At 54.2% G+C, this 21,669-nt stretch carries 21 protein-coding genes; 12 read left to right on the top strand and 9 right to left on the bottom strand.

The features are described 5' to 3' along the window. Positions 1-29: 29 nt before the first annotated feature. The gene (gene rppH / locus ACTUJZ_RS05745; RefSeq protein ID WP_463635334.1) at positions 30-563 is read right to left on the bottom strand and encodes an RNA pyrophosphohydrolase; all 534 of its coding nucleotides are present in this window, start codon (positions 561-563) and stop codon (positions 30-32) included. Positions 564-734: 171 nt separating this feature from the next. Here rppH and mutH point away from each other — a divergent pair, with 171 nt between their 5' ends. Next, on the top strand, positions 735-1,409 hold the full coding sequence (gene mutH / locus ACTUJZ_RS05740) for a DNA mismatch repair endonuclease MutH (protein WP_463635333.1): 675 nt from the start codon (positions 735-737) through the stop codon (positions 1,407-1,409). Here mutH and ACTUJZ_RS05735 read toward each other — a convergent pair. Both ACTUJZ_RS05735 and ACTUJZ_RS05730 read right to left on the bottom strand, forming a co-directional pair. Beyond that, positions 1,406-2,485 (bottom strand): helix-turn-helix domain-containing protein, encoded by a 1,080-nt coding sequence (locus ACTUJZ_RS05735; RefSeq protein WP_463635332.1) that lies wholly within the window; start codon positions 2,483-2,485, stop codon positions 1,406-1,408. The two genes, mutH and ACTUJZ_RS05735, sit on opposite strands and share 4 nt — an antisense overlap. Before the next feature lie 36 nt (positions 2,486-2,521). Further along, positions 2,522-4,027 carry a CYTH domain-containing protein gene (locus ACTUJZ_RS05730; RefSeq protein WP_463635331.1) on the bottom strand — a complete coding sequence of 502 codons (1,506 nt, stop codon included), beginning with the start codon at positions 4,025-4,027 and terminating at the stop codon, positions 2,522-2,524. Positions 4,028-4,313: 286 nt separating this feature from the next. Between ACTUJZ_RS05730 and ACTUJZ_RS05725 the strand changes: the two genes are divergently transcribed. Further along, the gene (locus ACTUJZ_RS05725; protein ID WP_463635330.1) at positions 4,314-4,919 is read left to right on the top strand and encodes a TIGR04211 family SH3 domain-containing protein; all 606 of its coding nucleotides are present in this window, start codon (positions 4,314-4,316) and stop codon (positions 4,917-4,919) included. Positions 4,920-5,017: 98 nt separating this feature from the next. On the opposite strand, the gene putA is transcribed toward ACTUJZ_RS05725, so the two are convergent. Further along, positions 5,018-8,821: a bifunctional proline dehydrogenase/L-glutamate gamma-semialdehyde dehydrogenase PutA gene (gene putA / locus ACTUJZ_RS05720; protein WP_463635329.1), complete on the bottom strand. Its 3,804-nt coding sequence runs from the start codon at positions 8,819-8,821 to the stop codon at positions 5,018-5,020. Between the two features lie 664 nt (positions 8,822-9,485). On the opposite strand from putA, the gene ftsB reads away from it, so the two are divergent. From ftsB to rpoS, 9 genes are all read left to right on the top strand, one after another. Beyond that, positions 9,486-9,776 (top strand): cell division protein FtsB, encoded by a 291-nt coding sequence (ftsB, locus tag ACTUJZ_RS05715; protein ID WP_463635328.1) that lies wholly within the window; start codon positions 9,486-9,488, stop codon positions 9,774-9,776. A gap of 2 nt (positions 9,777-9,778) precedes the next feature. After that, on the top strand, positions 9,779-10,489 hold the full coding sequence (gene ispD, locus ACTUJZ_RS05710; protein WP_463635928.1) for a 2-C-methyl-D-erythritol 4-phosphate cytidylyltransferase: 711 nt from the start codon (positions 9,779-9,781) through the stop codon (positions 10,487-10,489). Between the two features lie 11 nt (positions 10,490-10,500). Then, positions 10,501-10,983 (top strand): 2-C-methyl-D-erythritol 2,4-cyclodiphosphate synthase, encoded by a 483-nt coding sequence (gene ispF, locus ACTUJZ_RS05705; protein ID WP_463635327.1) that lies wholly within the window; start codon positions 10,501-10,503, stop codon positions 10,981-10,983. Further along, the gene (gene truD / locus ACTUJZ_RS05700; protein ID WP_463635326.1) at positions 10,980-12,050 is read left to right on the top strand and encodes a tRNA pseudouridine(13) synthase TruD; all 1,071 of its coding nucleotides are present in this window, start codon (positions 10,980-10,982) and stop codon (positions 12,048-12,050) included. The genes ispF and truD overlap by 4 nt, the downstream gene beginning before the upstream one ends. Positions 12,051-12,060: 10 nt before the next feature. After that, on the top strand, positions 12,061-12,804 hold the full coding sequence (gene surE / locus ACTUJZ_RS05695; RefSeq protein WP_463635325.1) for a 5'/3'-nucleotidase SurE: 744 nt from the start codon (positions 12,061-12,063) through the stop codon (positions 12,802-12,804). Positions 12,805-12,845: 41 nt separating this feature from the next. Beyond that, complete coding sequence (locus tag ACTUJZ_RS05690) at positions 12,846-13,481, top strand: protein-L-isoaspartate(D-aspartate) O-methyltransferase (RefSeq protein WP_463635324.1); 636 nt, start codon at positions 12,846-12,848, stop codon at positions 13,479-13,481. After that, a complete protein-coding gene (locus ACTUJZ_RS05685) occupies positions 13,478-14,059 on the top strand; it encodes a YqaA family protein (RefSeq protein ID WP_463635323.1) in 582 nt (193 codons plus the stop codon). The genes ACTUJZ_RS05690 and ACTUJZ_RS05685 overlap by 4 nt, the downstream gene beginning before the upstream one ends. A 6-nt stretch (positions 14,060-14,065) precedes the next feature. Then, entirely contained in the window at positions 14,066-14,968 is a 903-nt protein-coding gene (locus tag ACTUJZ_RS05680; protein WP_463635322.1) for a peptidoglycan DD-metalloendopeptidase family protein, read from the top strand. 78 nt (positions 14,969-15,046) lie between these two features. Continuing rightward, positions 15,047-16,027 carry an RNA polymerase sigma factor RpoS gene (rpoS, locus tag ACTUJZ_RS05675; RefSeq protein ID WP_463635927.1) on the top strand — a complete coding sequence of 327 codons (981 nt, stop codon included), beginning with the start codon at positions 15,047-15,049 and terminating at the stop codon, positions 16,025-16,027. A 207-nt stretch (positions 16,028-16,234) separates the two neighbouring features. On the opposite strand, the gene folA is transcribed toward rpoS, so the two are convergent. From folA to rplU, 4 genes are all read right to left on the bottom strand, one after another. Further along, positions 16,235-16,729: a type 3 dihydrofolate reductase gene (gene folA, locus ACTUJZ_RS05670; RefSeq protein ID WP_463635926.1), complete on the bottom strand. Its 495-nt coding sequence runs from the start codon at positions 16,727-16,729 to the stop codon at positions 16,235-16,237. Between the two features lie 33 nt (positions 16,730-16,762). Continuing rightward, entirely contained in the window at positions 16,763-17,932 is a 1,170-nt protein-coding gene (gene cgtA / locus ACTUJZ_RS05665; protein WP_463635321.1) for an Obg family GTPase CgtA, read from the bottom strand. Between the two features lie 207 nt (positions 17,933-18,139). Next, positions 18,140-18,397 (bottom strand): 50S ribosomal protein L27, encoded by a 258-nt coding sequence (gene rpmA, locus ACTUJZ_RS05660; protein ID WP_463635320.1) that lies wholly within the window; start codon positions 18,395-18,397, stop codon positions 18,140-18,142. Positions 18,398-18,412: 15 nt separating this feature from the next. Continuing rightward, complete coding sequence (rplU, locus tag ACTUJZ_RS05655) at positions 18,413-18,724, bottom strand: 50S ribosomal protein L21 (RefSeq protein WP_463635319.1); 312 nt, start codon at positions 18,722-18,724, stop codon at positions 18,413-18,415. A 447-nt stretch (positions 18,725-19,171) separates the two neighbouring features. Between rplU and ispB the strand changes: the two genes are divergently transcribed. Further along, positions 19,172-20,146: an octaprenyl diphosphate synthase gene (ispB, locus tag ACTUJZ_RS05650; protein WP_463635318.1), complete on the top strand. Its 975-nt coding sequence runs from the start codon at positions 19,172-19,174 to the stop codon at positions 20,144-20,146. 97 nt (positions 20,147-20,243) lie between these two features. On the opposite strand, the gene pepQ is transcribed toward ispB, so the two are convergent. Continuing rightward, positions 20,244-21,560: a Xaa-Pro dipeptidase gene (gene pepQ, locus ACTUJZ_RS05645; protein ID WP_463635317.1), complete on the bottom strand. Its 1,317-nt coding sequence runs from the start codon at positions 21,558-21,560 to the stop codon at positions 20,244-20,246. Between the last annotated feature and the right edge of the window lie 109 nt (positions 21,561-21,669).

The following is a 21,669-nucleotide window of genomic DNA, read 5'->3' as shown; positions in this document are numbered from 1 at the left end:
CTGGTTAGCCACGCATCACCTCTCCTGTGTTACCCCCGGCGCCGCTTGCGCGGCCGTTTGGCCTGCTGGGTCTGAACGGGTTTACCGCCTGGCGGCATCGCCAGTGGCACAAACTCTTTCATCACTTTGCGATAGACATCACGTTTAAATGACACCACATTACGCACCGGATACCAGTAACTGACCCAACGCCAGTCATCAAATTCCGGATGGCCCGATTTGAGCACATCCACATCGGCATCCTGACAGGTGAGTTGTAGCAAAAACCATTTTTGCTTCTGGCCAATACAGACCGGGTTGCTCCCCTGGCGAATCAGCCGCTTTGGCAGCTTGTAGCGCAACCAGTTGCGGGTAACTCCCATGACAGACACATCATTGGGGCGTAACCCGACTTCCTCATGCAACTCCCTGTACATCGCTTGCTCTGCAGTTTCCCCTTCATCAATTCCGCCTTGTGGAAACTGCCATGAATGTTGACCATAACGTCTTGCCCAAAACACTTGTCCTATTTTGTTGCAAATCACTATGCCCACATTCGCACGGAATCCGTCGGCATCGATCACGTAGACTCCCGGGCACCTTTAATTTTTATGTTACTTTGCATTTGACCATAATCTGTTGCCCATTCAAAGCATTAATGATGCGCGCGCATTTTGCCAGCCCGGCGTGGATCTTTTCATTCGCGTGCAGGCCACGTACACTGCAGCCCCGACCTCACATTACAAAGGTGACCTGTGCGACATCCGACCACACCGCCAACCTCGGTGGCCGACCTGCTTGAGCGCTGCCAGCGCATTGCCGGCTTATCGCTGGGCGAGCTGGCCGACATGGCCGGGGTGAGGGTGCCGGCCAATTTGCAGCGGCATAAAGGCTGGCAGGGTCAGTTGTTGGAGTTGTGGTTAGGCGCCACTGCCGGCTCCCGTCCGCAGCAGGACTTTCCCACCCTGGGGGTAGAGCTTAAAACTATTCCCATTGATGCAGCCTTGCGTCCGCTGGAAACCACCTATGTGTGTTATGCGCCACTGTTACAGCCGCCAGGCATTACCTGGCAGGCCAGTAATGTGCGCAACAAACTGGGCCAGGTGTTGTGGTTGCCGGTAGAAGGGGAACGCCACATCCCGGTGGCCGAGCGGCGGGTCGCCACGGCTTGTTTATGGCAGCCCAGCGCGCAACAGGATGCGGTGTTGCAACAAGACTGGGAAGAGTTGACCGAAATGGTGGTACTGGGGGAAGTGGAAAAAATCACGGCGCGCCATGGTCAGGCGCTGCATATCCGACCCAAGGCAGCCAACGGCAGCGCGCTGACCGAAGCCATGGGCCCGGACGGCCAACTGATCCGCACCCGTCCGCGCGGCTTTTATTTACGCAAAACCTTTACCGCCGACATTCTGGCCGATGCCTTCAGCTAGCGCAGTTTGCGCAGATGATTGACCAACACTTTACCCATAAACTGCTCTGAGTGCAGGCCGAGCTTTTTGGCCAGCCCGGCAATATTGGCATCGGTGCGCAGCAACACTTTGCGCGCAAATTCCAGCCGAAAGCCAAATACATACTGGCGAAAGCTTTTGTCCTCCAGCAGATGCAGGGCAATGGCCAGCGTGGTGGCATCCACCCTGGCCCGCACCGCTACTTCGTTGATGGTCAGGCCGACCTTGGTAAATACACTTTGCTGAGCAATCACGGCTTCGGCACGGGTTAGCGCATCACGCATGTCGACCTGCGGCGCGCGGCGGGCTTCCAGGCGATCGTAATCCAGTACCGACGGCGAGGTGGATTGCGGCCGGCATAACACCACCAGGACCAGCAAACTGGCGGCTGCCAGCATCACCGTCACAATGGTGGGCCAGCTGTCCACGGCTAAAAAGCCAAAGGTGACGGCGGTAATCAGCAATACCGCGATGATGCCCACGGCCACCAGCAGAATATAGGCGCCGGTCACGCCGCGCAGTCGATATTCCTGCGGGTCCACCACCTGCTCGGGCAAATAATGATGGTAGGTTTGCACCAGCTCAATGGTGATAAGCCCCAGCACCAGGACGGCAAAGCTGCTGAGCATGGCACTGGTGTACACCGGCCAAAAATCCAGTGGGAGGCCGATAGGGGCCAGTGCCAGAATTTGCTGTTTTTCAGCCGCGCCACTTAAGGCAAACGGCAACTGAGCCAGCACGCAGATGGCCAGCGGCAGCCATGATAAGCGAACCGAGGCAATACCCTTGGCTACCAGCGCCGGCTTTAACGCCCGGTAGGCCAGACTGACTGCCAGCACCGGGATAAAATCGGTAAGTCCGGCAAGCACCTGCCAGGCGGGCGGGCTAAAACGCACCACTTCGTCAAGCAGCTGCAATGGCCAGCACAGTAAGGCCGCGCCCAGCCAGCCAGCGCGCTGCAGCTGTTCCCGGCGCACCCAAAACAGGCTCAGTGCCACCAGCCATAATCCGACCAGCGACACCAACGCGTACAGGGTCCAGATGTTGTTATCATCCATGCGAACATCCTTGGATATTTAAAAAGACCATGGCCATTACCAGTAGGTATCGCCCTGCATGCCCACCTGACGGGTGCGATCCATTACCACCAGCAGGCTGTGCTTTTTGTCTTTCACCCAGCTGGCGATGGCCTCGCGCTCTTCCACCTCAGCCTCGCTGACCAGGGTGTTAAGCAATATCAGGGCTTTTAACTCATCAATACCGGTCAAAATATCCAGCCAGGGGGCCCGAAAAGCGCGCCACTCGCCGTTGAACAAATCGGCCAGCAAAAAGCCGTTTAACAGAGTTTGGCGCAGTACCACTTCCACCGCAATATAATTGGCCGCGGCAGTGGTATTGGCCGACACCATGCTTTGCTGCACGGTCTGCCAGCCCTGCGACAACCAACCCTTGGCATGTTCAATCACCGGCATGGCATAGGTGGTGGATTCCTGCTGCCAGGGCTTGTCGTTCAACAGCCGGGTGGTGGCCAGTTTGATGGCAGTGGACTCGGTATCAAACAGCAAGGTTTGTGGATCATGGGCCTGCAGCATACCGGCCTTACGCCCCTGCAGATAACTTTGCACCGCCGGGTAGCGCGTCAAACATTTATTAAACAGGCTCTTTTTCGACACCACATAACGCAGTGACTGCAAATCATCCTGCCATGCCCAGCGCGGCACATAGTGCATCAGCTGACGGTGCAGCTCGAGCAGCTGATTACATTGCAGCACCGGCAAATACAAGGACACACACTGCAGCAATAAGCGCACCGCGGTAGCCACCTCGGCCAGCATTTTTAGCGAGCCGGTTTGCAAATACATATGCTCATGATACTGCCAGTGAGCCAGCGCCAGCTGCGCTGATTCAATGAAAGCTTTTTCGGTGGCCACTTCGGCGGGCAGCGGCAGCACTTCCGGCAGTGGTCGCACCGTAGCGGTCACGCCATTGAGTAACTGATAGCCCTGGGCGGCTTTGGACACATCCGACACCCGCACCGGCAGAATGCTGTTAATCACCTCGGCAATATCAAACAGCGCTGCCACCGGGCCGGCCTTAAGCTCAAGCTCAATCTCACAGATGGGTGATTCGGCTTTGTCGGTGGTTGCCTGGCCAACATCTAATACCAGCTCCACCTCGCTGCCCTCAAACTTTATGTCATACACCGTGCGGGTAAAATGGGTGGAAAACTGCGCCTGCAAGCGCGCATTCAAATCGGCAGCCCGCAAGCCCCGCGGCCAGACCGAGGCGTCAAACAGGGTCAAATCCGGTTCAGCCTGGGGCAGGTCAATATTGTGCTCGGCCCGCTCATGCAGGCCGCCGCGTACGGTGCCCTGGGTTTTCAGGGTTTGTTCGTAGCGGCCATCACAGCCACGCACCCGAAAGCCAATCTTACGCTGTTGAAAATCATGTTCGGAAGTATCGTAGTAGGTATTTTGCAGGGTCAGCTGGCGCGGGGTGCTGATACTCATGCCCAGTTGGGAAAGCGCCGGGACCACCGCCTGATCAAAAGCCTGAATGGCCTCGTCCTGACAAATAAATTTTAATTCAATTTCAGCCATGAAACACAAGGGCGTGATGGTAATTGCAAGTGTGTGTCACCATACCCGCGCAAGGGGTGTTTAGCAATCACAATGCAGATAAATGGCGGCGAATTTCACTTAGCCCCTACCGTTTCGGATGCCGGCAGGTTACAGTATTGGCTGTGGTAGCAAGCGGCACGATGCTTGCTCTCTAACGTGCAAAAGAGTGGGTGGTCAGACTGACTCAACGACCGGTGTTAACGCCGGCAAATGGTTTTCACAGTTTCTGCCAATTTTGGTTTGGTTAATTCATAACGGATACTTTATGTTTCGACAGTGGCTTGCGGTTGCCGCAATTGCATTTTCTTCTCAGGCCTTCGCGCTTCAGGATACGCCGGACATGGAGCCCTCGTCCTCCCATTATATTAAAGACGAGCTGTATATTTTCATGCATTCGGGTGCCGGCAGAAATTACCGGATCTTAGGCAGTGTGGAAGCCGGTACCCCCATCACGATCCTGGAAAATAATCGTGATGCCGAGTTTATGAAAATAAAAGAACATACCGAAGGCCGCACCGGCTGGGTAGAAAGTCGGTATGTCAGCGATCAGATGTCGCGCGCCGAACAGCTGCCTATTTTAAGCCAGCGCCTGGCCGACAGCCAGGCTAGCCTGCAGGGTCTGCAATCAGAAAACAGCCGCCTGAAACAGCAACTGGCCGACGCGCGCCAGGAGCTCAACAGCCTGAAAACTGAAACCGGTGAGCAGGCGCGGGAATTAAAGCAATTGTCCACCACCCTGGAAAATCAGGAAAAAGATGAAATGATTAAATGGTTTACCCGCGGTGGTATGGTGGCCGGCGCCGGTATTCTGCTGGGTGTCATCCTGACCTATCTGCCGAAAAAGCGCAGTCGCAACAGCGAGTGGGCCTAGCCTGCACGCTGTTGCTGTTTGGTAACAGTTACTGATATCACAGACATAAAAAAAGCCCCGCGTCGAGCGGGGCTTTTTGTTAGCAGACTTGCGCCTGATTATTCCTCATCTTCGACCAGGGTCATTAGAGAGGTATTACCGCCTGACGCTGTAGTGTCGATACTGATGGTTTTTTCTGTCATGACCCGCTGAATCATATTGTCATTATATTCAGCTGTGATCACCGGAATGATGGGGCCACCTTCACGGGACGCCAGCATCGCCGAGATCTGTGCAGTCCGTTCGGTGTGTGAATCCACCACCACACCGGCCAGATCTTCATCCATCAGCAAGGCTTCTAAGTTTTCCAGCTTCGCCACCTGGAACACCCCTTCTGGTGCACCCGATTTATTGAATTTTTTCTGGAATTCCTTGGCCTCTTCGTAGAATAAATCAGACACCACGGACACCACCACGTTGCCGGTTGCCAGTGCGGTTACCACCGACAGGGTCCAGTATTCAAACGATACCCCTTTATCAGCAAAACAAACCATGATGCCACGGGGCTCCAGATACAGTTTGTTCGACTCCCCAGTAGGCCCTGGCAACTGCTTGGCTTCTTTTAAGCGGCGTTCAATCTGAATCAGCTGCTGGCGCGATGTGGCCAGGGTGCGATTCAAGTCATCGGCCAGCTCGTCAACGATATCCACCTTGGCAATTTTGGCCAGCAACTGGCGTACAGCCGAGATGCGATCGTTAAGCGCCGTATGGCGCCACTTGGCTTCTACAGCCAATGCCTGGTCCATCAGGTCGGCCGCATGTTGGCGGGCGTTGTCATCACCGGCCAGTGCGCTATCCAGATGCTCTAAGTCTTCCACCCGTGATGGTTTAGGCGTGGCCCGCTCCATCATCAGACGCGGCAGATAGTTAGGACCGCCCGCTTTAGGGCCGGTACCGGATAAGCCACGCCCACCAAAGGGCTGCACACCGACAATTGCCCCGATCATATTGCGGTTGATATACACATTACCGGCCCGGCTTAATGCCGCCAGATGGTACGCCCGCTCTTCGATACGCGAGTGAATACCCATGGTCAGGCCATAGCCGGTGCTGTTGACTTTTTCTACCACAGATTCAATTTCGTCACCTTTAAAGCGGATCACATGGATGACCGGGCCAAAGGTTTCTTGCTCCAGCACATCAATGCCTTCAATCTCATATAGAGTTGGCGGATAGAAGGTGGCGTTCTCGGCCCCTTCTGGCAGCGGGCACTGGTGCAGCAACTTGCCATGATCTTTCATGTATTCTTCATGCTTCTGCAGGCTATCCAGCGCTTTTTGGTCGATCACCGGGCCCACATCAGTTTTCAGATACAGCGGATCGCCGATTTGCAGCTCTTTCATCGCCCCGATGAGCATCGTGGTCAGCTTGTCGGCAATGTCTTCCTGCACATACAATACCCGCAGCGCCGAACAGCGCTGGCCGGCACTTTGAAAGCCGGAGTGTACGATGTCATCCACTACCTGCTCAGGCAGGGCAGTAGAGTCCACAATCATACAGTTCTGGCCACCTGTTTCCGCAATCAGCGGTACCTGTTCACCACCCCGTTCCGCCAGGGTACGCGAGATCAGCGAGCCAGTCTGGGTTGAACCGGTAAACATCACCGCTTTGATGCGCTCGTCTGGCAGCAGGGTTTCACCCACGCCTTTACCCGGGCAAATCAACAGCTGCAATACATCGTCCGGCAAGCCTACCGAGCGCATGATTTCAATACAGCGTTTAGCTACCAGACTGGTTTGTTCGGCCGGCTTGGCCACTACGGTATTACCGGTAACCAGCGCTGCGGCCACCTGGCCGGTGAAGATGGCCAGCGGGAAATTCCACGGCGAAATACACAGCACCACACCACGCGGCACATAACGCTGATCCTCATCCAGCTCACGGGCACGGGCTGCGTAATAACGTAAAAAGTCTACCGCTTCACGCACTTCATCGATACCATCCTGCGCTACCTTACCGGCTTCGCGGATACAGATAGCGATCAGTTCACCCATGTGGCGTTCCAGGGCGAAGGCAGTGCGCTCTAGAATCTCAGCGCGGTCATCCATGGAACGTTTTGCCCAGCCATCAAAAGCATCAGCGGCAGTATCCAGTGCTTTTCGCATGTCTTCCTGATTGGCATACATGTGGTAGCCCACAATATCGCTGTGATCAGCTGGGTTGCGCACTGCGGTGCCACCTTCAGGGATATCGCCCTCACTGATGGAATAATGCTTATTCCATTTTTCCAGTTCGTGGTGCAGGGCATTGACCGCGATGTGGTCGGTCAAATCCAGACCATGGGAATTTTCACGCTCATCACCGTACAGTTCGCGCGGTGGCTTGATGAACTTGTTATAGCGGTTTTTCAGGCGCTGGGTTTTTTCCACCGGATCTTCCAGCAGGGATTCCACTGGCTTTTCATCATCCACGATGGCATTCACGAACGAGGAGTTCGCACCATTTTCCAGTAAGCGACGAACCAGATAGGCCAGCAGATCTTCATGATCCCCAACCGGGGCATACACCCGGCACTGAATTTTATCTTCGGTCACCACCTGGTCATACAAGGTGTCGCCCATGCCGTGCAGACACTGGAATTCAAAGCCATTCTTATCATCGCCGGCCAGTTCCAGGATCACCGATGCCGAGTAGGCATTGTGCGTGGCAAACTGCGGGTAGATGGTGTCGCGGTAATCCAGCAGGCGGTTCGCACAAGCGTGGAACGACACATCGGTAGAGGATTTGCGGGTAAATACCGGGAAGGTATCCACACCGGCTTGCTGGCTCATCTTTATCTCGGTATCCCAGTAGGCACCTTTTACCAAACGCACCATCATGGTCCGGCCGGTTTCCTGGGTCAGCTTACGGATCCAGTCAATCACATGCAGGCCGCGTTTTTGGTAAGCCTGTACTGCCATACCAAATCCGGTCCAATCGCCTAAGTCTTCATCACGGAACACTTCTTCGATAATATCCAGCGATATATCCAGCCGGTCAGCTTCTTCAGCATCCACAGTGAGCTTGATGTCATACTCTTTGGCCATCATGCACAGCGCTTTCAGCTTGGGCGGAATTTCTTTTAAAACCCGGTCGCGCTGCAAAAACTCAAAGCGCGGGTGCAAGGCAGACAGTTTAACCGAGATACCCGGCGATTTTTTCGGCCCGCGGCCACCGGCGGCTTTACCGATGATTTTAATCGCATGAGCGTACGAGTCATAAAAACGCTCTGCGTCTTTCATGGTGCGGGCCGCTTCACCCAGCATATCGTACGAATACACGTAGCCTTTTTTCTCTTTTTCCTTGGCCCGCTCCACCGCATCTTCGATGGTTTCGCCCATGACAAACTGACGGCCCATCACACGCATGGCAATGTTCATTGAGCGGCGGATCACCGGCTCGCCCAGGCGGCCCAGGGTACGTTTAAGCAAGCCAAATTGTTCGGATTTGCGCTTGTCGGCATAGTTGACCATATTGCCGGTCAGCAGCAGGCCCCAGGCCGAGGCATTCACAAATAAGGATTCAGAATTACCTAAGTGCGGGGTCCATTTGCCCTGCGATAATTTATCGCGGATCAATTCATCCTGAGTTTCTTCATCCGGAACCCGTAATAGCGCTTCGGCCAGACACATCAATACCACCCCTTCGGCGGTAGACAGTGAATATTCATTTAGCAGGGCATCCACCCCACCATGGCCTTGTTGCTCACGGCGGATTTTGAGCACCATTTTACGGGCGCGTTCCCAGGCCCGGCTGCGGGCCCGCGGGTTTACCTCGGCAATTGGTAAAATTTGATCGATTGCCACCGACTCGTCAATCCGGTAGTGATCACGAATGCGCTGGCGAATAGAAGATAGGGTATTGAGTTCTTCGTTACTAAGCATTGCTCGCCTTTCAAAAAATAATAGTTATAAAAATACGTAGCGTGTTCGCAAAAGCATACCGTGTTTTCATCTGCTTCCTGTGCAAGCGAAATCGCTATGTCCACTTTTTGATCGCTTGTTGGCCTTTTAACTGGCTTAGGCCGGTTACAGATCAGCGCCGGCGGCACCGATGGGCGGATACTAGCACACAAATTATGCCGGCCAAGCACGACTTTTTTACTAGCTACGCTATTTTTCTCAAAGCCATGCGAGACGCTGCTTACAGGTCGATGAAATCGGATTAACGCGAGGTGATTTCATTGCTGGCCGGATGTGGAGGGGTAAAACTCAGGTGTAGCAGTGGCTATAGCACACAGTATGCTCAGTGATACGTAATTTGGGTGAGTTTTTGCTTACAATTTTGCGCTTTATTGACGTGGCGATTGGCTGACAGAAAAGTTGGCGTTTTGGCGGCCTCCCGGACCTGTGCTAACAAACATTAAACTTGCGTTATGCGGTCAGCCGGCTTGCAGGCACGGCGAATCACCGGTAATGGACAGCATGGCAGCATCGGATTATTGCCGGATTGCTGTTGGTATCCCTGCCCAGCCCATGTAAACTTGGTTTTTGCAGTGTGCATTGATACGTACATGCCATCACATTTTTTGAATAACAGGTACAGGTTGTGTTGAAGCGAAGATGGGTTCCCCTGGTGTTACTGGCCTTGCTGGGCTTACTCCAGTACCGATTATGGCTGGGCAAAAACAGTATTCCTGACTATCTGGCCCTGCAAAAAGAAGTCGAGCGTCAGGCCCGGCAAAATGCCAATCTGGCCCAGCGCAATGCCTTACTGGAAGCCGATATCGATGATTTGAAAATCGGCCTAGAAGCCATCGAAGAGCGCGCCCGCAATGAGCTGGGCCTGATCAAGCAAGGCGAAACTTTTTACCGTATTTTACCCGCAGAACAGCAGTAATGATGACCCAAGCCCCTGTGATTGCCGTGGTTCCGGCGGCCGGTATCGGCAGCCGGATGCAAGCCGACCGGCCCAAACAATATCTGACCCTGGCCGGCCGTACAATCTTAGAACACACTTTGGCGGGCTTACACCAGCACCCGCAGATTGACCGGGTAGTGGTGGCCATTGCCGCTGACGATCCGTATTTTGCGCAGTTGCCGATGGCCCGCGCGCCCTGGCTGGAAGTGGTCACCGGCGGTGCCGAGCGCGCTGATTCGGTGCTCCAGGCCTTATCGACTCTACCGGCTGACAGCTGGGCGCTGGTTCATGATGCGGCGCGCCCCTGTCTGGAGGCAGCCGATGTAGATGCCTTACTGGCGAGTCGCCACAACCCGCACACCGCTGGGGCCATATTGGCTAGCCCGGTACGCGATACCATGAAGCGAGCAGTGAGTGGCGCAGATCCGGTTTGTATTGCCCGCACCGAAAGCCGCGATGGCCTGTGGCATGCGCTCACCCCGCAACTGTTTCACACCGGCCAGTTGCGCCAGGCATTAAGCGACGGCCTGGCCCGGGGGCTGACGATCACCGACGAAGCCTCCGCCATGGAAGCCGCCGGTTATGCGGTAGCGCTGGTAGAGGGCAACCCCGGCAACATTAAAATTACCCGCCCGGCAGATTTGGCCTTAGCAGAGTTTTATCTGGCCAGCCGGGCAGACCGACTAGCGTAAGAGGTACCACCATGCGAATTGGCCACGGCTATGACGTACACAAATTTGGCGGCGACGGCCCGATTTTTATCGGCGGCGTAGCCATAGACCATGAACAAGGCCTATTGGCCCACTCCGATGGCGATGTGTTGCTGCACGCGTTATGTGATGCTCTGTTAGGCGCCCTGGCGTTAGGCGATATTGGCAAGCATTTTCCGGATACCGATGCAGCCTATGCCGGTGCTGACAGCAAACAATTACTGGCCCATGTGATGAGCCTGGTGGCTCAGCACGGCTATCAGCTGGGCAATGCCGATATGACCATTATTGCTCAGGCGCCTAAAATGGCGCCGCACATTGATGCCATGCGCCAGATCATCGCCGGGCTATGCCAGAGCGAGCTTGGCGCGGTGAATGTGAAAGCCACCACCACCGAAAAGCTGGGCTTTACCGGGCGCAAAGAAGGCATCGCTGCCCATGCGGTGGTGCTGCTGCAAACCAGGCAGCCAGTATGATGTTATCAACTGCCAACTGGGCTTACTTACATGGCGCGCCCGAGGCCAGCGGCATCATCAAACAGCATGCCGAAGATTTTGTGGTGGTGGAAGACTTAGGTTTTCCGCTATCCGGTGACGGCGAACATCAGCTGATCCTGGTGGAAAAAACCAATGCTAATACGGCTTTTGTGGCTGAGGCGTTGGCTAAGTTCACCGGTCTGCCGCTGCGCGCGGTGACCTATGCCGGGCGCAAAGACAAATATGCGGTAACCCGCCAGTGGTTTGGCCTGCATGCGCCGGGCAAAGCCGACTTTGACTTTAGCTCCTTCGCCCTGCCCGGCGTCAAGGTGCTGACCCAGACCCGCCACAATAAAAAGCTGAAAACCGGTCAGCTCAAAGGCAACCGCTTTACCTTAACCTTGCGTGAGGTGTCGGATGTGGCGGCGGTAGAGGCGCGTTTAGGCCTGATAAATAAGACCGGCGTGCCCAATTATTTTGGCGAGCAACGCTTTGGCATGGTGCGCCTTGATGAAAATGGCGAGCGCCAGGAAGGCGGCAATTTGCAGCTGGCGTCCCGCATGGTAGCCGGCGAAACCATTCGTAACCGTAATAAACGCTCCATGGCGCTGTCGGCTCTGCGCAGCTTCATATTCAACGAGTGTGTTAGCCAGCGGCTACAAGATGGCCTGTTTGAACAGGTGCTCACCGGCGATGCGGTGATCCTATGCGGCTCCAACAGCTTTTTTATACATGATGGCACTGATGCCAGTGTTGGCCAGCGCTATCAGGCGCGCGATCTAAGCCCGTCGGCTCCGCTATGGGGCGCCGGCAAGCTGCCGACCAGCGCGGCACCGGCACGGCTGGAACAGGCAGTGGCTGACCAATATGCCCAGGCGACAGACTTTTTAGCCAGTGCCGACTTAAAACATGAGCGCAGGGCGCTAAAAATCTGGCCGGAAAATCTTGAATGGCAATCGCAAGGTGATACATTAACTGTTTGTTTTTCTTTGCCCAGTGGCTGTTTTGCCACCTCGGTATTGCGCGAATGCCTGACCACCGGCCTGCCTGACTCAGCATCGGATTAACGGAGACTCCATGAAGATTTTGCTCAGTAATGATGACAGTGTGTTTGCTAAAGGTATCAATGTGCTGTACCACGCGTTAAGCGAGCAGCACGATGTGACGGTAATTGCGCCGGACCGCAACTGCTCCGGGGCCAGTAATGCCTTATCGTTGCACCAGCCGCTGCGCATTCAGCAGCTGGACAATGGCTTTTATTCGGTCAATGGTACGCCCTCTGATTGTGTGCATGTGGGGGTGAACTGTTTTATGCAGGAAGAACCCGACCTGGTGGTCTCTGGCATCAATCACGGCGCTAACTTAGGCGACGATGTGATTTATTCGGGCACTGTGGCAGCCGCCACCGAAGGCCGTTACATGGGCCTGCCGGCCATTGCAGTGTCGCTAACCAGCCACGATGGCGAGCATTTTGAAACCGCTGCCCAGGTGGTGGTGGATATTATTGAAAAGCTGCAACAGCATCCGCTGGCCAGTAATCAGATTCTTAATGTCAATGTGCCTGATGTGCCGTACAGCGAGCTGGCCGGCACTCGAGTGACCCGCCAGGGACGCCGCCATCGCGCCGAAGGCATGGTCAAAACCACTGATCCGTTTGGCCGCCCGATCTTCTGGTATGGCCCGGCCGGCGCCGAGCAGGACGCCTCAGAGGGCACCGATTTTCATGCCATCGCCAACGGCTATTGTTCGGTGACACCACTGGATGTGGATATGACCGCCCACCAGAGCCTGGATGAAATGAAAGACTGGCTGAGCAAATAACAGCATTATTTGGATTGATTCTGCAGGATAGAAGCACCGTAATGAGAACATCGAGAAAAGGGGAAACACTGGCTGAACTGCTCTTCCAGGAAGGAGTGAGAAATCAGCAGGTACTTCATGCAATCGCGTCGACACCCCGCGAATTGTTTTTGCCCGATGCCTTGCGCCACAAAGCGTATCAAAATACCGCCCTGCCCATTGGTCAGGGCCAGACCATTTCCCAGCCTTATATTGTGGCGCGGATGACCGAATTATTGTTAGGCGCGGCCAACCATCCGCGCAAGGTGCTGGAAATTGGGACAGGCTCGGGCTACCAGACTGCCATCTTGGCACAATTATTCAATCAGGTTTTCAGCGTTGAACGCATCAAGTCCTTACAGTTTCAGGCCAAGCGGCGCATGAACCAGCTGGATCTGCACAATATCGCCATGAAACACGGCGATGGCTGGAAGGGCTGGGCTTCCAAAGGGCCTTTTGATGCGATCATCGTAACCGCGGCGGCCAGCCGCATTCCGGACGATTTGCTCGATCAGATAGAAGACGGTGGCCGGCTTATTATTCCTGTGGGTGACGAGCAACAACACCTGCTGTGTATCGACCGGGTGGACGGCGAACTGCAAACCCAACAAGTGGAGTCAGTGCGCTTTGTCCCCCTGGTTGCAGGAGATCTTCTGTGAAAATTTTTCAGCCCTGTTATGACCTGGCCATCCGCTGGTCACGGCACCGTCATGCCAGCCGGTATTTGGGCGGCCTGAGCTTTGCTGAATCCATGTTTTTTCCAATCCCCCCTGATGTGATGTTGGCCCCCATGGCGCTGTCTCAGCCCAGCCGGGCCTGGTACTTTGCCTTTTTGACCACGCTGACCTCGGTACTTGGCGGTATCGGCGGTTATATCCTGGGCTATTTTGCCTTTGAAGCCTGGTTGGAGCCGCTGATCATCTCGGCCGGCTACAGCGAAAAAATGGCCCAGGCCACTGGCTGGTTTGAAGCCTATGGGGTGTGGGTGGTGTTTTTGGCCGGCTTTTCCCCTATCCCCTATAAGGTGTTTACCATTACCGCCGGCTTTATGCAGATGGCGATGCTGCCGTTTATTCTGGCGTCGGCTGTGGGCCGTGGCGCTCGCTTCTTTTTAGTTGCCGGCTTAATGCGCTGGGGCGGTGAGGCCATGGAAGCCAAGTTGCGCCAGTATGTCGAGATCCTCGGTTGGGCAGTGGTTGCCCTGGTCGTGGTGGCTTTTCTTATCGTCAAAGGATGACACTACATGCAGCGCAGAGTGTGTTGTCCTGCCGCTGCCTGGTTGCAGCGAGCCCGGTTGACCCGGGCACTGCTGTTTAGCGCCAGTCTGATGTTGGCTGGGTGCAGCGCCCCGCATACCCCTGCCCCGGTGGTGACTCTTAACAGCCAGCCCGAACCTCAAGATTTTCATTATGCGGGCGATATCTATACCGTAGAGAAAGGTGACACCTTATTTGCCATCGCCTGGTACGCCAATCAGGATTATCAGGACCTGGCCCGTTATAATAATTTGTCACCACCTTATAACATTCACCCTGGTCAGCAGCTCCGTTTGACCCCGCCGCAAACCGCGCGGGTAAAGGCCCCGACACCGGTTTCAGCCCCCCCTAAAAAGGCTGGTCCGACAACGCCTACGCCGGTGAAAAAACGTGTTGACCGGCCTGCCAAGCAGGCGTATGGTGAAAGTGAAAATAATGTTAACAACCAGTCGGTTACTCCTGTCAAAAAGGCGTCGTCGAACGTCAAAAAATCGCCACGGCGACAATTTCCTGACAGGGTAAAACACTGGGTCTGGCCGGCGCAGGGCAAGGTGACCAGCACCTTTAACCGCAACGCCACCGGACGCAAAGGTATCGCCATTTCTGCCGCCCGAGGAACATCTGTGAAAGCAGCGGCTGACGGAAAAGTGGTGTACGCAGGCAATGGCCTGCGGGGCTACGGTAACCTGATAATCATTAAACATACCGATAGCTTTTTAAGTGCTTATGCGCACAATGATTCTCTTGCTGTGGAGGAGCAGCAATGGGTTAGTGCAGGGCAAAAAATAGGCACTATGGGGAACAGTGGCACGGACCTTGTAAAGCTTCACTTTGAAGTCAGGTACCGGGGCAAGTCGTTAGACCCACTGCGTTATCTGCCCACACAATAACAATAAATAATTATTAGAAGCATTAAGGAGAACTATTGAGGTAATTTAATTTACGCAGGAGATGCTGTCGTGGGAAAAATGAAAACCGCACAAAACAAATCAAGCCATGATGATATCGAAGTAATCGACGATATCGACATGAAAGAAGAAACCCTAACCGAATCCATGGACGATGATGCCTCAGAAGCTTTCGTTGCCCAGGAAGAACCAACTAAAAACCTGGACGCCACCCAACTGTATCTTGGCGAAATCGGGTTTTCCCCTCTGCTGACCGCCGAAGAAGAAGTGTACTTTGCCCGGCGTGCGCTTAAAGGCTGTGATGCCTCGCGTAAACGCATGATTGTGAGCAACCTGCGCCTCGTGGTGAAGATTGCCCGGCGTTACAATAACCGTGGGCTGGCTCTGCTCGACTTGATTGAAGAAGGCAACCTTGGCCTGATCCGCGCTGTCGAAAAATTTGATCCCGAACGTGGCTTCCGATTTTCCACCTATGCAACCTGGTGGATCCGTCAAACCATCGAACGGGCCATCATGAATCAAACCCGGACCATCCGCTTGCCCATCCATGTGGTCAAAGAGCTGAATGTGTATCTGCGTGCGGCCCGTGAATTGGCACAAAAGCTGGACCATGAACCCACCGCCGAAGAAATTGCCAGCGCGCTGGAGCGCCCGGTGGAAGATGTGACCAAGATGCTGCGACTAAACGAACGCATCACCTCGGTGGACACCCCTATCGGTGGTGACAATGACAAAGCCCTGTTGGATATTCTGGCCGACCAGGCTGAATACAGCCCGGAAGAAAATCTGCAGGACTCCGACATCAAGTGCAATATTGTCAGATGGTTAGAAGAACTGAATCCCAAACAACGCGAAGTGTTGGCCCGCCGCTTTGGCCTACTGGGTTATGAGCCTTCTACTTTGGAAGATGTAGGCGCCGAAATTGGTCTGACTCGCGAACGGGTTCGCCAGATCCAGGTAGAAGCCTTACGCCGGCTGCGCGATATGCTCAGCCATCAGGGCCTGACCCTGGAAAGCCTGTTTGAGCATATGGGTGAATAAGCCGGCTGGCTTACCCCATCAACCGTACTAGCTATAATTTACACCAGGGAGGGCTGCTTGCCCGGTAACAGCCCTGATCGCCTGTAACAGCCCTAAGCGCCGGTAACAGCCCTGAGCGCCGGTAACACCCAATCTACGTGTGACAGGATAAGAATAAAAAAAGCCCGCATGCTGCGGGCTTTTTTGTGCGAGTTGGTCAGTCGAAGCTTATACCTGGCCCCGGGTCAGGGTCACGAACTGATAGGGGTAAGGGTTTTTGTCATCGGCATCGTGGGTTTCACAGGCCACTTCCTGCCATTGACCACGCTCGGTAAAATCCGGAAACCGCGTGTCCCCATCAAAATCCGCATCAATAAAGGTCAGGTACAAGGTATCAGCCCGGTCCATCAAGGCTTCATACAGTGTGCCACCGCCAATGATCATGATCTCTTCGGCATCGCCGGCCTGGTGTGCAGCCTCGTCGAGCGCTTCTTCCAGGCTGGTGACTACCGACGCATCGTCCAGTTGATAGTCAGCCTGACCGGTCACCACAATATTGGGCCGGCCGGGCAGTGCTTTGCCAATAGACTCGTAGGTTTTGCGGCCCATCACCACCGGCTTACCCAGGGTACAGGCTTTAAAATGCTTCAGATCGGCCGGCAGGTGCCAGGGCATCTTGTTATTAGCCCCGATAATCCGGTCACCCGCCATCGCAGCAATCATGGCAATCTTCACTGACACACTCCTTAATTATGATTAGCGGCGGTATTCCACGTCCACATCGTAATCATCTTCGTCCCAGTCATCGTCATCCAGATCATCGTCCAGATCCTGATCAGCTTCTGCCAGGGTGTTTTTGTGGTAGCTATCCCACTTAAACTCGGTCTCGTTGTCATCTAACGGTGCTGGCTCTTCTGCCGGCAGCGACTCGATAAACTTCATCACCTCGTTACACAGCTCAGTGGTGTTGAGCTTCTGGAATGCCGAAATGTGGAATACCGGGCCATCCCATTCGAGCTTTTCGGTGATCGATTTGACCAGCTCATCCACTTCTTCTTCCAGCAGCAGATCCACCTTATTAAATACCAGCCAGCGTGGCTTGTCGGCCAGTTTGGGGCTGTATTTTTCCAGTTCACTGATAATGGTTCTGGCATTGTCCGCCGGATCGCTGCCGTCGGCTGGCATCAGATCCACCAAGTGCAATAACACCCGGCAACGCTCTAAGTGCTTCAAAAAGCGGATCCCCAGCCCGGCGCCTTCGGCCGCGCCTTCGATCAATCCGGGAATGTCAGCAATCACAAAGCTACGCTGGGCGTGCTGACGCACTACACCTAAGTTAGGCACCAAAGTGGTAAACGGGTAATCGGCTACCTTAGGTTTGGCTGCCGAGACCGAGCGAATAAAGGTCGACTTACCGGCATTGGGCATGCCTAACAAACCCACATCGGCCAGCAGCATCAGCTCCAGGCGCAGATTACGGATCTCGCCCGGGCTACCATTGGTTTTTTGCCGCGGGGCACGGTTAGTACTGCTTTTAAAGCGCGCATTACCTAAGCCGTGGAAACCACCCTGAGCCACTTTTAGCTTTTGCCCATGACGGGTTAAGTCGCCTAACACTTCGCCGGTTTCCACATCGGTGGCCCGGGTACCGATAGGCACTTTCAGGGTCAGGCTGGCACCAGCGCGACCGGTACAGTCACTGCCCTGGCCGTTTTTGCCGCGCTCAGCACGGTGAAAACGTTCAAAATGGTAATCGATGAGGGTGTTCAGGTTCTCATCCGCTTCCAGGTACACGTGGCCGCCATCGCCGCCATCGCCACCATCGGGCCCGCCTCTGGGCACATATTTTTCACGCCGAAAGCCAACTACGCCGTTGCCGCCATCGCCAGCTTCAACACGAATTTCAGCTTCATCAACAAATTTCATTTAATACTCCGGAATTTTTTTCCAGTTTTGCCTCTGACGGGCAAGATGCTTACCGCTCGCCAACCTTTGCGAACGTTAAGTTTACACAACAACAGTATCTTTCTCTCGATACCGGCAGGACGCAGCAGGCGTGAATAACCTATGCAAACAAAAAACCCCGCTGGCGCGGGGTTTTTTTTAGCCTTGTCGGCGAAAAAGCGTTCGCGCTTATTCAGCTACGATGCTTACAAACTTACGGTTCTTTGGACCTTTCACATCGAACTGAACTTTACCGTCTTGCAGTGCAAACAACGTGTGGTCTTTACCGATGCCGATACCGTTACCAGCGTGGAAACGAGTACCACGTTGTCTTACGATAATGTTACCAGCAAGAACATTTTCACCGCCAAAGCGCTTAACACCAAGGCGTTTACTTTCGGAATCGCGACCGTTTTTGGTACTACCACCAGCTTTTTTGTGTGCCATGGAATCGTGCTCCTATTATGCGTTAATACCAGTGATTTTCACTTCTGTGAACCACTGACGGTGACCCGCTTGCTTACGGGAATGCTTACGGCGTTTAAACTTGACGATTTTGATCTTATCGCCACGGCCGTGCTGTACTACTTCAGCAGTAATTTTACCACCAGCAACTAAAGGGGTGCCAATCTTAACATCGTCACCATTGCTAACCATCAATACGTTATCGAATTCAACAGTCTCGCCTGGCGCGACTTCGATCTTCTCTAGACGAACGGTCTGGCCTTCAGCCACACGGTGTTGTTTACCGCCACTTTGGAAAACCGCGTACATATTCTACTCCGCTCTGCGTCACTTGACGCTTCAATTCAAAAAACAGGGCGCGAATTGTACGTGAAACATCCCGTAATCACAACCCCACATGCAGCAATTTTTGCTTATTTTTCATCCGAGGCCGGGATCCCTGTGCAATCCGCAGTTTATGGCGGCAAAATTTAGCACAAGCCGGGGTTTTTATACACAAAAATTCACAACAAATTGGCGCAGATGTCTGCTGATGATCAGTGCGATCAGCATTCTGATCAGCCGGATCGCGCCATGCACCGCTGGTTAGTGCTGCTGCCGCATGGCTGATCAACACAGCTCAAAGTGCTCTTATCCTGGCTTGAACAAAGAATCTCGGTCAGTGACAGCTTTTTGCGACAATCTGGTGGCAGCGGCGAGTGAATCAGGTACAATCAGCGGCAAACCCATGTACCTGCGTTATTTTTGCCAATGCATATGGACTTAGACCAAATCCGGGCACTGACTGCTGATGATATGCAGGCAGTGAATCAGTTGATTCAGCAACAGGTAGACTCTGATGTATCGCTGATCAATCAGCTCGGTTTTTACATTGTAAACAGTGGCGGTAAACGGCTGCGCCCGCTGTTAAGCGTGCTGGCTGCCCGTGCCATGAATATTCAAAACAATCAGCATCATACGCTGGCTGCCATTATTGAATTTATTCACACCGCGACCCTGCTGCATGATGATGTAGTGGATGAATCGACCCTGCGCCGTGGCCGCGAAACTGCCAATGCCATCTTTGGTAACCAGGCCAGCGTGCTGGTAGGTGACTTTTTGTATACCCGCTCATTTCAGATGATGGTAAGCCTTGATCGCATGCGGGTGATGGATATCTTATCCCAGGCCACCAACCAGATTGCCGAAGGCGAAGTGCTGCAGCTGATGAACTGCAACGATCCGCAAACCACCGAACAACGCTATTTTGACGTGATTTACGGCAAAACCGCACGTTTGTTTGAGGCGGCCACCCAACTGGCAGCCGTACTGACCGACCAGCCAGAAGAGATGGAACAGGCCATGCAGCAGTATGGCAAGCACTTAGGCACCGCGTTTCAGCTGGCCGACGACATCTTAGATTATGCGGCCGATGCCGATGAGATGGGCAAAAATGTCGGTGACGATCTGGCTGAAGGTAAACCGACCCTGCCGTTGCTATACGCCATGTGGAATGCGTCGGATGCGGCCGACAGTGACCTTATCAAAACTGCCATCGAAGAAGCCAATGGCCTGTCTAAATTAAAAAAAATTCAGGCTATTATGGCTGATACCGGCGCGCTGGATTACACCCGCGACTGTGCGATGCAGGAAATGCAGCTGGCCATCGACAGCCTGGCCCCGGTGCCGGACTCGCCGTATAAAGAGGCTCTGATTGGGCTGGCCCACCTGGCGGTGGCACGAACCAAATAACCCTTCAACCTGCCCTTCTGACAGGGTATAGGCATAAAAAAAGCTGGCAGAGGAATCTGCCAGCTTTTTTTGTCTGTGCGTATCGGGTTGGCGGCAGTTACAGATCCAAATCCCGGGTCATGTTCTCGTTTTTGTCACGATGCACGATGATATTGTCTTCGATGCGGATGCCGCCGTAGGGGCGGTACAAGTCCACCGTATCCCAGTTGATGTACTTGGACGCCTCAGAGGCTTTTAAATCAGCCAGCAGACTGTCGATAAAGTACAGGCCTGGCTCAATGGTAAACACCTGACGCGGCTCCACCAGACGGGTGCAGCGTAAGAACGGATGATCTTCCGGCGACGGTTTAGGTGTGCCGCGATCATCATTCAACTGGCCGCCCACATCGTGTACCTGCAAGCCCAGGAAGTGGCCAATGCCATGAGGGAAGAAGGTGCGGGTAATGCCCTTATCCACAATATCCTGCGGCTGCAGATTGACCAGCCCCACATCATGCAGGATCTGCGCAATGCCGTCATGGGCCAGCAGATGAATATCGGTGTAGCCCACATTGGGTTTCAGTGCTTCGCCCAGCGTTACGGTGACTTTGTCCACCCGCGCAATCAAATCGGCAAAACGGTCCTGCTCGCGGCTGTAGGTACGGGTGATATCCGCCGCATAACCGTGGAAGGTTGCACCGGCATCAATCAAAAATGACCGGTTATAGGCCGGCGCTTTTGTATCACACTGCATGTAATGCAAAATCGCTGCATGTTCGTTGAGCGCCACAATGCTGTTGTACGGCACATCGTTGTCACCGTGACGGCTGGCCGCCGCATACGCCAGATTGATATCAAACTCGCTTTTACCAGCATGAAATGCTTCAGCCGCAGCTTTATGGCCAGCCACTGCCAGCTTGTTGGCTTCGCGCATGCACTGCAGTTCATAATCAGTTTTGTAGGCGCGCTGATAGTGCAGATAATGCAGCACCCGGTCCGGATTCACATTATCAAAGCCCAGCGCCTTGGCTACTTCGATGTACTCGCCGATGTAGGCATAACGCGGTTTGTCGTACGGCAGATGCTTTTCCACCGCATCGGCTTGTTGCAACATAATCAGGTCAAAATGTTCGGTCCAGAAATCATTCGGCTCTGGCGGCACTTTATGCCAAAAATCCACCGGCCGGTAAAAGATCAGTTTGGGCCGGGACTTGCCATCCACCACCAGCCAGCAGTTGGGGTTATCCACCACCGGCACCCAGGCTTTAAACTGCGGGTTGACCTTGAACGGGTAGTAGTTGTCATCCAAAAACATGCGCTTACCCTGGCCTGAGTGGATCACCAGGCCATCGAGCCCCTCGCGCTGCAGCGCCTCGGCGGTGCGCTTTTGAAGCTCATCGATATGCGCTTTGTAGGTGTCATTGAAAATTGTCATAAAACCTCTTGCTTGGTTACCAGCCAGCGACAACGGCGATAGGGCGGGCTAAAACACATTCAGCCACCTCGCCAGAGCCTGTTATCCGGCTAGCTTAACATGCCTGCAG

The organism is Alteromonas sp. WD8-37, from assembly GCF_055326825.1.
This window is presented reverse-complemented; position numbering and strand designations above follow the sequence as displayed.